The sequence below is a fragment of the Hymenobacter qilianensis genome (assembly GCF_014489555.1).
Taxonomy (GTDB): Bacteria; Bacteroidota; Bacteroidia; order Cytophagales; family Hymenobacteraceae; genus Hymenobacter; species Hymenobacter qilianensis.
The window spans coordinates 1-13,288 of sequence record NZ_CP060785.1 but is presented as its reverse complement, the minus strand read 5'-3'; the positions used below and the strand labels follow the sequence as shown (position 1 = coordinate 13,288).

Here is a 13,288-nt window from a genome sequence, read left to right as displayed (position 1 = left end):
TCAAATGGCAGACAGCGCGCTGCGCCGCAAGTGGCAGGGGGTGTACTTCAACTGAACGCGGTAGGAGTAGCCCGCGAGCTCCTTCGCGGCGCGCTGCCTGATGGCCTACGTGGTTGCCTTTCCGTAAGTCAGGGGAACTCTACCTCTTTTTCATGCACCGGCCGTGTTAGACAGGGCCCCGCAGCAGTCAACCCTTTCACATGAGGGCTTTATGTTGTACCGTTGTAGGATACTATTCTAAGTTATTCTTAACGTCATGAAAACCAGCCCGTCTGCCTGTTGTTCCTCCTCGGCGGGCTGCAGGCCTCCGCGGCGGCCCAGCCGGCAACGGACAGCCGCGCTAGCGACGTATTTCGCTTACGACCACCACGAGCGCTGCCCCCGGCGCTCACTCCCCAGACTCCCCCACCTGCTTTCGGGAGCAAGTTACCCATACCGATCTACCCGCGTTGGGTGGATGGACTACCGCCACTGCCTACTTAGCGCCCATGCCGCGTGATCTGTATACCCACCTTTCCCCGGCCGGCCGGCGTGCTGCGTAAGCGAACGAACATCCTGGGCTGGCTGGTGGGCGGCTGGCTGCTCGTTACTGGGCCGGGGGCGCGGGCCCAGGCGCTGGCGCAGCAGCCCGACCGCGTCCTGAGCACAGTGGGGTCCGCGACCTGAGCAGCGACCCGGCGGGCTTTGCCTGGGTGGCCGCCCGGCAGGGCATGTTTCGCTACGACGGCCGGCAGCTAGTGCCCCTCAACCAGCTGGTGCGGCAAGGCCCGCGCCTGCGCGGCGAAGCCTTGCGGGTGGTGGCCGATTCGGCCGGCACGGTGTGGGTGGGCATGCACGACGGGCTGTACGCCTTCGTGCCGGCCACCGGCGAGCTGCGCCCCGTGCCCCTGCCCCGGCTCACGGGCCGGCACGGCCGCATCAACGCGTTGCTGCTGCACCGGGGTACGCTGTGGTTTGGCCGGGGAATGGACCCGTGCCAGGTGTTCCGGCTCTCGCTCCGGCGGCCTCAGCAGTCCGCCCGGCTGGTGTGGCAGTACCCGCAGGGCCTGATCGCGGCCATCGAGCCCGACTCGGCGGGGCTGCTACTCCATAGCTTCGAGCGCAGCTGGCGACTTTCCCCAGGCGGGCAGGTGCACACCCTTGCCCCTCACAGCCGGCGCTACCGGGTGCAGCAAGCCGATGGCTCCCGCCGGACGCAGCTAGCCGACCACCCGCTGCGCCTCCCCAACAGCCCCTACTTCTTGACCGATAGCGTGCTGTACGAACATCGGCCGTCGCAGCCCCGGCGGGTACTGGCGCGCTGGCGCCGCAACCGCTCCTCGGCCGCCGTGCCGCGCCTCAATGTGCTGGAGCTGGACAGTACCTGGTACTGGCTGGGCGACGAGGAGCTGCTGGCCTTGTCCATCCGGCGGCAGCGGCAGGCGCCGGAGCTGCAGCACTACCCGCTGCCCCTGGCCCGCGAGTGGAACGGGTGGCTGTGCTTCAACCGGGCCCGGACGGGGCTGTATGCGTTTGCCGAGGGCATGCCAGGGGTGATCGAACTGCGCCCCCGCCGCGCCTCCATTCAGGCCCTGCCCGTGGCCGGGAAGCAGCGCCTGAGCACCCGCGCCATCAGCCGGCTGGCCGATGGCCGGCTGCTGGTGGGCAGCTACTCGGGCACCTTTACCCAGGCGGCCGACAGCCCGCTGGCCCCCTGCGCCCCTGGCCGGGCCAGGCGCCCGGCCGCGTCTGGTACTGCAGTTTGCGCCTGCCCGATGCGAGCCTGGTCGTTGGTTTTGAAAACGGGAGGAGCGTCGGGCTGCTGGCCGGGGGGCGGTTTGAGGAAATCAGGTGGGCCGGGCCCCACCCCGAGCCCACGGGCAAAACCATCTTCTGCCTGCTGCGCGACCGGGCCGGGCGGCTGTGGGCGGGGGGCAGCAGGGCCTGTTTGCGCTCGACCTGGCCCGCCGCACGCGTAAGCGCTACCGCGAAGCCGACCCCGCCTGGCCCTTGCACGGCTGCGAGATTGAGGCCCTGAGCGAAGGGGCGAACGGGGAGCTGTGGCTGGCCACCAACCGGGGGCTGTACTGTCTGCAGCCCGCCACCGGCGAGCTGCGCCACTACGGCCCCGACGAGCCGCCGCCCTACCGGCTGCCTACCGGCCTGCTGCGCTGCGTGCTGGCCGCGCACCCCGACAGCGTGTGGGTGGGTACCCTGGACGCCGGGCTGCTGCTGCTGCACCCCCGGCGGGGCGTGCAGCGGCAGCTCACGCTGGGCCGGGGACTGCCCAGCGAAGCGGTGGCTTTTGTGCTGGCCCCCCGGCCGGGACGGGTGCTGTGGGTAGGCACCCACCACGGGCTGGTACGCTACGAGCCTCGCACCGGCCGGCGCAGCGATCTGACCACCGCCGACGGGCTGGCGACCAACGAGCTGAACCGCCAATCGAGCTGGTACGACTCGGTGCAGCAGCGCCTGTACGTGGGCGGGGTGGGCGGGCTCAGCTTCCTCGCGCCCCAGGACCTGACCACCCCCGAGTACCAGCCCCGGCTGCTGCTTACCAGCCTCACCCAGCACCACGCTCAGCCCGATACCATCCGCACCGATTACCTGGCCGGCACCCTGCCGAAAGGGCTGGAGCTGGCCCCCGGCGATGCCTTTGCCGACCTGGCGCTGAGTTTAAGCGACGACGGCGGGTCCGCGCTGGGACGCTTCACGTACCGCTTGCGGGGCACCGGCCCCGCGCCCTGGCAGGAGCTGGGTACCAGCCACCACCTGCGCCTGCAGGGGCTGGAACCGGGCGACTACACGCTCGAGATCCGGGGCGAAACGGAGCTGGGCACGCCCACCCGCAACCTGCTGCGCGTGCCGGTGCGGGCGCGCACCTACTGGTGGCGGCGGCCCGGCGTGTGGGCTGCCCTGACGGCCCTGCTGGTGGCGGGGGCGGTGGGCGGGGTGTATGGGTGGCAGCAGCGCCGCGGTCGGCGGCGCGAGCAGCACTGGCAGGCCGAGCACGCCCTGCGCCAGCGCATCGCCGCCGACCTGCACGACGACGTGGGCAACCTGCTCACCCAAATCAGCATGCACAGCGACCTGCTGCGCGAAACGCCCCACACCCCGGCCCAGACCCGGGCCCGGCTCGACGCGCTGGCCCTCGCCGCGCGCCAGGCCGGCCAGCAGATGAGCGACGTGGTGTGGAGCCTCCACGCCGGCCCGCTGCGCCTCAGCCAGCTGCTGGAGCGGATGCGCGACCACGCCCAGGAGGTTTTGCCCCCCGCCGGCCTCGACGTGCAGTTCCGCGTCGCCCCCGACCTGCCCGACCCGGTGCTGGCCCCGGCCCTGCTCCACCACTTCTACCTCATCTACAAGGAAGCCTTGCACAACGTGGTCAAGCACGCCCAGGCCACCACGGTCACCGTGCAGCTGGCGGCGGCCCCGGCTGGCCTCACCCTCACGGTGGCCGACGACGGCCGCGGCCACAACGGCCGCCCCCGCCCCGGTGGGCGCGGCCTGGCCAGCATGCAGGGTCGCGCGCAGGCCGTGGGCGGCACCGTGCGCTACGAGCCGTTGATGAAGGGCTTCGCGGTAGTGGTGGCCTTGCCGCTAGCCGGGTAGCAGCCCAGCCCGCGCGGCCTCAAGGCCATACACCTGCCCCATGCCGCAGTTCCCACTCTCCGCCCCCCGACCTGCGCCCGTGGCGCGGTACGCCGGGGTGTTACACGCGGGCGACGCCCGTGGCAGCTCCGGCCCGTCGGCCGCGTGTCTCGCACAGGGGCCAACATGAGCGGCGACAACGAGCTACCACCCGGCTCAGAAATGCTGGGCCGGAGGACGTCCTTCCCGGCAAAGTACCACGCCTCCCAGGATTTCGCATGACACGAACGTGTCATACCGCGACTGTGCCGTGGATGGTAGATTTGTAGGATTAGTGGATGAAATTGTATTCACCGGCCGCTGCCTCGAAGAAAGCCGCGGAATGTTCACTTTTTCTTTTTCCCCCAAGCGTATGAGCACATCTTACCCTTTGGCCGCCACTCGTGGGCCCGGCGCCTCCCCCGCCCGCCTTCCCCGCTCGGCCCGCCACCAGCGCTGGCCTGCCAAGCGGAGTGGCACGGCGTGGAGTACGCTGAGCACGGGCGAGAACACCCTAGCGAATGCGCTGGCCGTAAATGCCAGCGTCAACGGGTACGCCGGGGGCAGCTTCACCGCAGGGGGTGACGGCGTAGAGATGACGGCCTACTTCGGCATCTACCAGGATAACATGCCCTTGCCTACCCTCACGGCCCTCTCGGCCAGCAGGGGCGTGGCCAGCCGCCTACTCCGTCTGACAGGCACCGGCTTACGCGGGGTCACGGCCGTGACCTTTACCAGCGCCCGCACGGCCATTAACGCGCCGGCGGGCTTCGTGGCCAGTGCTACCCGCATCACGGGCGTCGTGGTGCCGGCGGGCCTGGCCCCCGGCGCCTACGCCGTCACCGTGACGACGGCCGGCGGCACCAGCAACGGGTTGCCCTTAACGGTAACGGGGCCGACTCCCACCCCCAGCCGCTTTATGCCCGCCAACGGGGTGGTGGCTATCACCCTCCCTCCTACCGGCACCACTGCCATAGCCTTTGACAAGACGGCGGCCCCAGATCCTTTTTCTTTTCTATCCCTCACCCCCCATTCCCCATTCGCATGAAAAACCGCTACGCACAAACCAGTGGGCTGCTCGGCCTGCTGTTGCTGGCCAGTCCCGTCCTGGGCCAGAATTATGAGCAGATCGCCAAGCAAATCGTCAATACCTCCGCCGGCGTCAAGCCCGGGGAGCTGGTGATGATTACGGGCGGCCAGCATACGCTGCCCCTAATGGAAGCCGTGGCCGTGGAAGTGGCCCGCGCGGGGGGCAACCCAATATGCTACTGACTACCGATAAGGTCGCCCGTGCCACCAGCGTGGAAATGCCGGAATCGGCGATTCAAGCCTCAAAGTCCAGCAATTGGCTCTTAGGGGCGGATGTCCTGATTCAACTGCCCAGTGTAGAAGACGCCAAGACCGTGCTCGCGGGTACCACGCCGGAACGTCAGGCCAAATTTGCGAAAGTGGCGGCCGAGGCGGGGCTCAACAAAAAGCTGGATGCCGCCAAAGTGCGGGGCGTTTTCGTGAGCTACCCTAGCAAAAGCTACGCGGCGAATCAGCAACTGGATTACGCGAGCTACGAGCAAATGGTGTGGGCGGGCATCGGCACCGATTATACGGCCATCTCCACCCAGGCGCAGCAACTGAAACAACTACTCGCGACGGGCAAAAAAGTGCATATCACTTCTCCCGCGGGCACGGACCTGACCTTTCAGCTCGCCGCTCGCCCCGTCTTTGTCGACGATGGGGTGCTGACCGCGGCCGATCAGCAAGAGAAACTAATCTATAACCGCACGGCCGCCCTACCCGGAGGACGGATTTATGGCACCAGCTTGGAGACCTCTGCCACGGGCCGGTTGGCGGCCTCCCCCGGCACGTGGAATGGCAAACCGTTTCAAGGCTTCAAAGCCGACTTCAAAAGTGGGCAGATGGCGAACGCGAAGGCGGACGTAGGAAACGAAGATTTGCAGAAGTACCTCGCAACGTATGATCCGAGTGTGATGCAACTCAGTTCCTTTTCTATCGGCCTGAACCCGGCCATGAAGGCGCAGGAGCAGAAAGGCTATAACCCGAATACGGCCGCGGGCATGGTATTAGTGGGGATTGGGGCAATGAACTGCAGGGTGGCCAAAACAAGGCTGCCACCAGCAACAGCTTCCCCATCGCCAACGCGACCGTGGAAGTCGATGGTCAAGTAATTGTGCGCAACGGCCAACTCGTGGCGCCGATCACGGCCAAAGCCGCCCCTGGGGGCAAGAAAAGCCCGAAAGCCGGTAGTCGGTAGCCCTTGAGAGGCTCTGACGGCAGTTTCGTTGCCAGAGCTAAACTCCCCTGTAGATCATCTGCTGAACAAAGCCCTGCGCCCTCTACGGAGGAACGCGGGGCTTTTCGCGTTCGATAGAGTTGACTCAGACGAATTCATCGACCTAGCCTAGGAACGGCCCCTATGCTTTTATCCTAGGGGCTTATTACCGCGCAGAAAAGGACTTTCCTTCGAACGCTTGCCGCAACTCCTACATGACTAGAGCTATGTTGATCGAAAATATCATTTAGCATAAGGGCCGTGGCTGTTGCAAAAGTCAACCCCAAGGCGGCAACTTGTTCTTCGAACCACTAAGCACCCCCACGAGGAGCCCTGCCTATGGCCTGCTAGCCTCTACTAGTCGACGGCGTTACCCTCCAGCTCCACGATAAAAGCGTTTTGCAACAGCCACGGCCATTATGTCAAAAACGGGGGGCGCGGAAGACGTTCTATTCTTCCCGGAAGCCAGTACCAGCGCCGTTGGCCAAGGGGTGAAAGAGCCAGAGGGGTCAAACCCGGGCGTCTACCAATCTAGGGTGGGAATAGAAAAGTGGGCGGTCTAATTCTTTACGAGGGTAAGCACTTCCACCGTATAGCTCGTGCCAGGCTGGGGTTTGCCACTGGTTAACACCAGTTTGGCGGGCGTAAACTCGATGATTTCATACCTACCGTTGAAGGTGCCCGCCTGATAGGCCAGGGTCAGGGAGGGAGGGGCATAGGTATAGGTGCCCGCAATAACGCCGCCTAAATTTACCGAGTAGTAGTCGAAGGTTTTGTTTGATTTGAACACGTAATAATTAGGCGTACTGGACGTGTTGTTTGTAGCCAACACGGCCCCTTTCTCATCGTACACCGTTGATTTCCAGGATTCTTCATTCCAGCGACCAACTAGGCCTTGTTGAGGCGTAGGGTCGTCTTCGCCCTGGGTAGTGCAGCTAAACGAAGCCCAGGCCAGCAAAAGCAGGAGGAAAGAAACGAGGACGCGTGAAGGCATAAAAGGCGCTATAAGGGAAATCGCCCGGAAGGTACGAGTCCGTAGCAGCATGGTGCTACCCTAGTTCATTTATCCGCTATCCCAGCCCGCAGGCCCAAGCCCGCGCTGCTGCCACGTCCCGAAACGTGCGCAGTTCAAAGGGCAGCTGCTGTTGGGCTCTGGCCTGGGCCTGCCCCAGCAGCTGCGTGTTGCCCGGATCCAGGGCCGCCAGGGCGGCAAACCGCTGCACGCCCCCACTCACCAGCTGGGGCAGCACGTGCTGGGCCACCCAGGCCAGGTGCTCGGCCGGCAGCGGGCCCAGCAGCAGCCGGTCATCGGCAATCCAGCCCGTGATGCGGTACTGGCGGGCCAGGGTCAGGGCCTCCAGCACGGCCTGGCGCAGCATGGCCCCACTCGCTGCGCCCGACCACTGCGCTTCGATGGCGCGCGCGGCCCCCTGCTGGTGCAGGTAAAGCGTCATACAGGTAGAATACAGCAGCAGTTGCATGGCCGAGCGGGTGCGAGGAAGGCTAGCCTGCTGCCCGCGGCGAAACAGTACCGGGAGGGAGGCTAGCGGAAAAGGAAAAGAGGATACCACCCGAAAGGTAGAGACAAAAGGACGACCTCCCCCTACCACGCAGGCCCTAGTATCTTTTCCAGGCCCCGATGCCCAGTCCACAACGCTGCCTGCTCGCCGTACACCACCGCGCAGAACGAGTCATCAGGGGACTGCGCAGCCCGGCCTGTTCGCCGGGCCCCAGCCCGTGCGCTGGCTGCTCTTCCAGCGGGCCTCATGCGACTCCCCCTGGGAGTACGAGCCGGAACTGACGCGCGAAGAAACCCCCACCCCCGGCCTTCGTATAGAGAGGCCCGTGGACCTGAAAAGCACGGAGGAGATGGCCTGTTCCTACTTTACCCCGATCCCGGAGGAGCTGCCCGCCGCCGAGCGCGCGGCCCGGTTGAAGCGGCAGCAGCATGCCGAGTGGGGCATTGCCGTGGCCCGGTTGGGCGGCACGGAACCCGGCACAGCCATTCTGCAGGAGTTGCAGCGCTACATCGACGGGCAGGTCAGTCTGCAGCAGCTGGCGGGTCAGGACGAGCTGCCTCGGCCCTCGGCCCGGGTCCTAGAAGCCACGCTGCAGCGGGAGGAGTTTACCCGCTAAAACGCCTCCGCTTCTCACTTCCCGCCAGAGCTATGATCCCCTCGCGCCCGAAGCGGCCTGCAATCGTCTCGTCCGCCGCCTCGCGCTCAAGCGCGCCTAGGCTCTCCTGGGCGGCCCTACGGGTGAAACCCGTACCTTACGGATCCTCTCTTTCCCCTCCCTATGGCTGACTCGCCCTTGCCGCCTTCCCCCCCGCCGCTGACGAGCCCCAGCGGCCACCCCTGCGGGCAGAAGACAACCCAATGCGGGCCGGGCCGGTCGCGGCTACGGCCCACGAGGCCGCGCAGGCGCGCTACCAGCAGAGTCAGGCGCGCTTTCGCACCGTCTTCGAGAATTCGCCCCTGGGCCAGCAGCAGCTCTTCTAAGCCATGGCCATAGTGGTGTAATACCTGCTGCACGCGATGGGGTGTCCCCCCAGGGCCACAGGCCGCGCAGGGCCAGGCCTGCGTGTCATCATACCATTCCTGTAATAGTAAGTCCATGGGTAGTGGGGATAGTAAGTAAAGGACGACCTCGTACGAAGTACTACGCTCGGCAGCGCTACGCAATTTCGAGGCCAATCAGACTACCCCGGTGGCCGGCCGGCGTCGCGGTAGGGAGGCCATTTCCCCCGCCAGCCGGCGGGGTAGCCTGCCCCGCGGGGGGCAGCCGGCAGGGTTGCCGGTGATGGGAATTCTATCAGCCGGGCCCGTACGGGGCAATCGGGTGTCGATGACGACCCTTGGCTCAGCCTCCGGGGCTCATTGTGCGTATCTGCTTCTACTTGGTTCACCTCCCCTCGCCCCCAACGCCATGGCCGCCTCTATTCGTCGCTCGACCAAGCGTCACCACCGCGACATCGTCGTCATCGGCGCCTCGGCCGGGGCGTGACGGCCCTGCTCGAGCTCGTCAAGTCCCTGCCCGCGGACTTTCCCGCGCCCCTCTTCGTGGTGCAGCACGTGGGGGCGGATTCGCCCAGCATCCTGCCCCAGCTGCTGAGCTCGGTCTCGGCGCTGCCGGCGCGGCACCCGCAAAACGGCGAAACGGTGAAACCCGGTGTCATCTACGTGGCCCCGCCCGACCATCACCTCTTGCTGGAAGGCACGACGGTCTTGGTCACGCGTGGGCCCAAGGAAAACCGCTTCCGACCCTCCATTGATGCCTTGTTCCGCTCGGCGGCCTACACCTTCGGGCCCCGCGTGATTGGCGTGGTGCTCACCGGCTACCTCGACGACGGCACCTCTGGGTTGTGGAGCGTGCAGCGCATGGGCGGGCTCACCATCGTGCAGGACCCCCACGACGCCGAGCAGCCGTCGATGCCCACCAACGCGCTCGAATACGTCAAGCCCGACCATCTGGTGCCGCTCTCCCAGCTGGGGGCGCTGCTGGGGCGCCTCACCACGGAGCTGGCCCCGGGGAAGCCCCCCCTGCCCGCCGCCCAGCTCGACTTGCTGCGCATTGAGCTCTCGATTGCCAAGCAGGGCGGGGGCTTTGAGTTGGGCATCATCGACAAGGGCAAGCTCACCCCGTTTACCTGCCCCGATTGCCACGGCGCGCTCACCCAGCTCATCGAGGGCCAGCTCATTCGCTACCGCTGCCATACCGGCCACGCCTACACCGTCAGCGCCTTGCTGAGCGAAGTCACCCAGTCCGTGGAAAGCCTGCTCTACCAGTCCCTGCGGGGCCTGGAGGAAACGAGCCTATTGCTCCACAACCTGGGCGCCCACTTTCTCGACAAGAAGGAACCGGCCGTGGCGGCCCTGTTTTTTCAACAAGCGGAAAAGGCCGGCCAGCAGGCGCGCGTCGTGCACGCCTCCATTCTGCAGCACGAGGCGCTGAGTGGCGATTTGCAGTTCCAGCCCCAGCACCCGGCGTAGCCCGTACCCCCCAGCCCGCTAGCCCGCCGAATAAAACCGTACCTTCCTGTCAGCCCCATACGAAAATGCCTGATTCCGAGCCATTTGCCCACTCTAGCGCCCGCCCCACGCCCCCGGCAGTGTCCTTCGTCCGCCCTGAACCGGAAGCGGCGGGCAGCGCCGGCGCCCGCCAATTGCTGGCCCTGGTGCGGGACTCCCCCGCGTGCCTGGCCAGCCTGGCCGGCCCCGACCACATGGTTACGGTGACCAATGAACTGTTTCGGGGGCTGTTCGGCAACCGGCCCTTGGCGGGCCTGCCCCTGCGGGCCGCCTTGCCGGAGCTCACCAGCCAGCCCTTTTTCGGCCTGCTGGACGAGGTCTACGCCAGCGGGCGCACGGGGTACGGGGTGCAGGCAATCGCCTACCCCGGCCGCGGCGGGCATGGGCCCGTCCATTTCACCTTCATTGGCCAAGCCGTGCGCGATGCCGCCGGCACGGTGACGGGGCTGCTGCTGTTTGCCTACGACGTGAGCGCCCACGTGCTGGCGCGCCAGTGGGTGGAGACCCACGAAGAGCAAGCCGCCCGTACCCGCCAGCAGCTGGCGGTCGCCAACGAGCAACTCTCCAGCACGAACGAGGAGCTGGACGTGATTAATGAAGAGCTCACGGTGAGCAACCACGAGCTCAGCGTCACCAACGTGGAACTGTCCCTGGCCAACCAGCGGCTGGCGGTGGCCAACAAGCAGCTGCGGGCCGCCAACGAAGCCATGCGGCGGCAAGCGGGGGAACTGCGCCGGGCGGAGGCGGCCGTGCGCCAGCTCAATGACGAACTGGTGCTCACCAACGAGGGACTGGTCGACACCGTATCCAACGCCGTGGGGGAAGCCGAGGCTGCCCAGCGCGCGGCTGAGGGGTTGAACCAGCAATTGGCCGTGGTAAACGACCAGCTCTCCGCCGTTAACGACCAGTTAGGCGCGAACAACCAGCAGCTAACCTTTACCAACAGCGAGCTGGACACGTTCGTCTACACGGCCTCGCATGACCTGCAAAACCCCATTACCAACCTCGAAGGGCTGCTGGCAGCCTTGCGCGAAGAGCTGCCGGGCGACTGCCAGGCGGGCCCGGCGGCGCCTATTTTGGCCCTGATGCAGGAGTCGGTGGAGCGGTTCCAGCGCACGCTGAGCCATCTGGCCGCCCTGGCCCGCCAGCCCCCCGCCCTAGGCGCGCCCCCCGTCCCGGTGAGTTTGGCGGCGGTGGTGCAGGACGTGCTGCTGGACCTGGCGCTGCCCCTGGCCGCGGCGGGGGCGCAGGTGGAGGTGGACGTGGCCGCGTGCCCGGCGGTGGCCTTCCCGGCAAGCAACCTGCGCAGCGTCATCTACAACTTGGTCAGCAACGCGCTTAAATACCAACGCCCCGGCCTGCCCCGCGCGTGGAGGTCCGCAGCCGCCTGGAAAACGGCGGCGTGCTGGAAGTAACCGACAATGGGCTGGGGCTCACCGAGGGGCAGCAAGCCCAGTTATTTGGGCTGTTTCAGCGTGTGCACACGCACGTGGAGGGCTCGGGCGTGGGCCTGTACCTGGTGAAGAAAATGGTGGAGAACAGCGGGGGCCGCATCGACGTGGAAAGCCAGCCCGGGGTGGGCAGTACGTTCCGGGTCTATTTCAACCGTTGAGAGGCGGGGCAGTAGGGAGGCGAGTAAAGGGAATAAGTCCCGCCCCTCACCTCCGGGCCACGGCGGCCCATACCCGTACTTGTGGAAGAACAGTGCCCCCAATAACAAGGAGTCGGATAAAACGCATTATCCTATGTTCGCCTACTCACCCTAACTTGAGGTTGCTGAAAAGGAAAAGGGAGGCGTAAGATTCCGCCATTATGGGGCCATTACGAGCTCGTTTGACAGGACAATCCCCTCCCTTTTCCGGGGGCCCTTCGGACCGTTCCAGGAGGCCGGTGAGCCTGTATCAGGATAGCGAAAGATTCCCTGGAAGTCCTTTTCTCCCTACTGTTCACTTTTCAGTTTGCGCCATGGATTCGCATTCGCTTCTCCCCATGTAAAGGAAGAAATCTAAGAGGAAAGTGGACCATTCTAGTCGCGTCCGTCACGAGTAAACTCCTGTTTGCTCCTACCCTACAGGCCGCGGGTGAAGCCTTACCCAGACACCGCTCTGCGCGCCCTTTCGGAAGCGAGGAAGCCTAGCCGCGTTTCAGGCACTCACCCCGCGCTAGAAAGGTCAGCGGGCCACCAAGAGTCGCGCGACTTCCGGCTGTGCACCGCCAGGAGGACTTCTGTTGCTTTTATTTCCCGATGGGGTACCGGCCAGGGGCAGCAACCGCTGTCGGGGCCTTTCCCGCCTAGGGCATGGTAAAGCTGACGACCGGCGAGGGCGTGAGGTTGGGATGGGGCCAGTGGACTTTTTGCCCGGTGGCCAGGTCCGTGTACGGGGTCATGCCCTGCATGCCGTAGGCCACGGCATACCCGGTGGTGCCGCTGGCGGGAGTAAACCCATAGCGCGCCAACTCGGCCCGGTCCAGGGACCATGTGGAGCTGTGGGTGGTCGTGGCCGAGGAAGCACTGCTAACGAGGATAATAGCGCTGGTAGCAGTGAGGAAGCTCACGTCGGGCGTAGTACTGAAATAGAGCACGTAGCTGCCGTTCGAAGTGGGCTGCGGGCTGGTTCTACCCGTTGCAAAGGTGACGAAGGGCAGTCCCCCCGCCCCGGCCGGGGAGTTGGTGGCCCGCAGGCTGGTAGCGCGCAGCTCGGGCTCCTGCAGCAGCGCATAGGTTTCGGGCAGGCGGGTCAGCCCGTTGCTTTGCGGGTGGGCCACGCCGCGCAGAACGAACGTGCTCAGGCCGGGCCGGCTGAAGACGAGGGTATAGGTACCGGCCGGCACGGAACCGAGGGCAAAGGCCCCGGCCTCGTTGGTCTTGGCCGTAAGCAAGGGGCTCGTAGGGAATACCGTCACGGTGACGCCCCCCTTGGGCAAGCCGGTGCCCAGCTGGTTGCGTACCGTCACCGTCCCGGCGATGCCCGTGGGGGGCACGGGGTCCGGGTCTTTTTGGCCGCAGCCGCTCAGCAAGGCCAGCAACCCGCAGAAATGGAGCAATCGGCCGTAGGGTAGGGGTACTTTCATGGAGTAGGAACGGAAGAAATAGAAGGAAGAGGCGCTCAATATAGGAGCTTCACAGTATGTAGAGGCAAACTGGGGTTTCAGCAGTCCCCTCCTTTGGGCTAGCACCAGATCTTGACCCGTTATGGTGCGGTAGGCCCTGGGGCAATCGGGGCGGGACCGGTGTTACTAACCGGCGTATCGCTGTCTTAGAAGGGCCGTGGCTGTTGCAAAACGCTTTTATCGTGGAGCTGGAGGGTAACGCCGTCGACTAGTAGAGGCTAGCAGGCCATAGGCAGGGCTCCTCGTGGGG

General features: G+C 65.6%; 14 protein-coding genes and 1 pseudogene. 11 read left to right on the top strand and 4 right to left on the bottom strand.

Features of this window, described 5'->3' with window-relative positions; translation table 11 throughout:
• The first annotated feature begins 495 nt into the window (after nucleotides 1-495).
• The 6 genes from H9L05_RS20930 to H9L05_RS20905 all read left to right on the top strand — a co-directional run bounded on the left by H9L05_RS20930 (nucleotide 496) and on the right by H9L05_RS20905 (nucleotide 5,792).
• Complete coding sequence (locus H9L05_RS20930) at nucleotides 496-666, top strand: hypothetical protein (protein WP_187734457.1); 171 nt, start codon at nucleotides 496-498, stop codon at nucleotides 664-666.
• A 26-nt stretch (nucleotides 667-692) separates the two neighbouring features.
• Nucleotides 693-1,958, top strand: a complete 1,266-nt coding sequence (locus H9L05_RS20925; protein WP_187734456.1) for a hypothetical protein — start codon at nucleotides 693-695, stop codon at nucleotides 1,956-1,958.
• The gene (locus H9L05_RS20920; RefSeq protein ID WP_187734455.1) at nucleotides 1,903-3,591 is read left to right on the top strand and encodes a sensor histidine kinase; all 1,689 of its coding nucleotides are present in this window, start codon (nucleotides 1,903-1,905) and stop codon (nucleotides 3,589-3,591) included. Before H9L05_RS20925 ends, H9L05_RS20920 begins: the two co-directional genes overlap by 56 nt.
• A gap of 391 nt (nucleotides 3,592-3,982) precedes the next feature.
• Nucleotides 3,983-4,657 (top strand): hypothetical protein, encoded by a 675-nt coding sequence (locus H9L05_RS20915; protein ID WP_187734454.1) that lies wholly within the window; start codon nucleotides 3,983-3,985, stop codon nucleotides 4,655-4,657.
• Nucleotides 4,654-4,881 (top strand): hypothetical protein, encoded by a 228-nt coding sequence (locus H9L05_RS20910; RefSeq protein WP_187734453.1) that lies wholly within the window; start codon nucleotides 4,654-4,656, stop codon nucleotides 4,879-4,881. The genes H9L05_RS20915 and H9L05_RS20910 overlap by 4 nt, the downstream gene beginning before the upstream one ends.
• Nucleotides 4,872-5,792 carry an aminopeptidase gene (locus tag H9L05_RS20905; RefSeq protein WP_187734452.1) on the top strand — a complete coding sequence of 307 codons (921 nt, stop codon included), beginning with the start codon at nucleotides 4,872-4,874 and terminating at the stop codon, nucleotides 5,790-5,792. Before H9L05_RS20910 ends, H9L05_RS20905 begins: the two co-directional genes overlap by 10 nt.
• Nucleotides 5,793-6,455: 663 nt before the next feature.
• Here the strand turns inward: H9L05_RS20905 and H9L05_RS20900 are convergent.
• Both H9L05_RS20900 and H9L05_RS20895 read right to left on the bottom strand, forming a co-directional pair.
• Nucleotides 6,456-6,890, bottom strand: coding sequence for a lipocalin family protein (locus H9L05_RS20900; protein WP_187734451.1), 435 nt, complete (start codon nucleotides 6,888-6,890; stop codon nucleotides 6,456-6,458).
• A 76-nt stretch (nucleotides 6,891-6,966) separates the two neighbouring features.
• Nucleotides 6,967-7,467 (bottom strand): hypothetical protein, encoded by a 501-nt coding sequence (locus tag H9L05_RS20895; RefSeq protein WP_187734450.1) that lies wholly within the window; start codon nucleotides 7,465-7,467, stop codon nucleotides 6,967-6,969.
• A gap of 298 nt (nucleotides 7,468-7,765) precedes the next feature.
• On the opposite strand from H9L05_RS20895, the gene H9L05_RS20890 reads away from it, so the two are divergent.
• Nucleotides 7,766-8,032 carry a hypothetical protein gene (locus H9L05_RS20890; RefSeq protein ID WP_187734449.1) on the top strand — a complete coding sequence of 89 codons (267 nt, stop codon included), beginning with the start codon at nucleotides 7,766-7,768 and terminating at the stop codon, nucleotides 8,030-8,032.
• Between the two features lie 116 nt (nucleotides 8,033-8,148).
• Here H9L05_RS20890 and H9L05_RS20885 read toward each other — a convergent pair whose 3' ends face one another.
• Complete coding sequence (locus tag H9L05_RS20885) at nucleotides 8,149-8,514, bottom strand: hypothetical protein (RefSeq protein WP_187734448.1); 366 nt, start codon at nucleotides 8,512-8,514, stop codon at nucleotides 8,149-8,151.
• A 91-nt stretch (nucleotides 8,515-8,605) separates the two neighbouring features.
• Between H9L05_RS20885 and H9L05_RS24410 the strand changes: the two genes are divergently transcribed.
• The 4 genes and pseudogenes from H9L05_RS24410 to H9L05_RS20875 all read left to right on the top strand — a co-directional run bounded on the left by H9L05_RS24410 (nucleotide 8,606) and on the right by H9L05_RS20875 (nucleotide 11,539).
• Nucleotides 8,606-8,902, top strand: coding sequence for a hypothetical protein (locus H9L05_RS24410; protein ID WP_223285016.1), 297 nt, complete (start codon nucleotides 8,606-8,608; stop codon nucleotides 8,900-8,902).
• Nucleotides 8,899-9,336: pseudogene (locus H9L05_RS24405) on the top strand (chemotaxis protein CheB); the annotation flags it as partial. The gene H9L05_RS24410 and the pseudogene H9L05_RS24405, both read left to right, overlap by 4 nt.
• Before the next feature lie 218 nt (nucleotides 9,337-9,554).
• Nucleotides 9,555-11,342, top strand: a complete 1,788-nt coding sequence (locus H9L05_RS24400; protein WP_223285015.1) for a histidine kinase dimerization/phospho-acceptor domain-containing protein — start codon at nucleotides 9,555-9,557, stop codon at nucleotides 11,340-11,342.
• On the top strand, nucleotides 11,297-11,539 hold the full coding sequence (locus H9L05_RS20875) for an ATP-binding protein (protein ID WP_187734447.1): 243 nt from the start codon (nucleotides 11,297-11,299) through the stop codon (nucleotides 11,537-11,539). The genes H9L05_RS24400 and H9L05_RS20875 overlap by 46 nt, the downstream gene beginning before the upstream one ends.
• A 680-nt stretch (nucleotides 11,540-12,219) precedes the next feature.
• On the opposite strand, the gene H9L05_RS20870 is transcribed toward H9L05_RS20875, so the two are convergent.
• Nucleotides 12,220-12,999, bottom strand: coding sequence for a carboxypeptidase-like regulatory domain-containing protein (locus H9L05_RS20870; RefSeq protein ID WP_187734446.1), 780 nt, complete (start codon nucleotides 12,997-12,999; stop codon nucleotides 12,220-12,222).
• Between the last annotated feature and the right edge of the window lie 289 nt (nucleotides 13,000-13,288).

Bases quoted from the DNA above. Each gene is read 5' to 3' on its own strand.
- H9L05_RS20915 (WP_187734454.1), top strand. From the start codon at position 3,983: ATGAGCACATCTTACCCTTTGGCCGCCACTCGTGGGCCCGGCGCCTCC.
- H9L05_RS20910 (WP_187734453.1), top strand. From the start codon at position 4,654: ATGAAAAACCGCTACGCACAAACCAGTGGGCTGCTCGGCCTGCTGTTG.
- H9L05_RS20905 (WP_187734452.1), top strand. From the start codon at position 4,872: ATGCTACTGACTACCGATAAGGTCGCCCGTGCCACCAGCGTGGAAATG.
- H9L05_RS20900 (WP_187734451.1), bottom strand. From the start codon at position 6,890: ATGCCTTCACGCGTCCTCGTTTCTTTCCTCCTGCTTTTGCTGGCCTGG.
- H9L05_RS20890 (WP_187734449.1), top strand. From the start codon at position 7,766: ATGGCCTGTTCCTACTTTACCCCGATCCCGGAGGAGCTGCCCGCCGCC.
- H9L05_RS20885 (WP_187734448.1), bottom strand. From the start codon at position 8,514: ATGGACTTACTATTACAGGAATGGTATGATGACACGCAGGCCTGGCCC.
- H9L05_RS20870 (WP_187734446.1), bottom strand. From the start codon at position 12,999: ATGAAAGTACCCCTACCCTACGGCCGATTGCTCCATTTCTGCGGGTTG.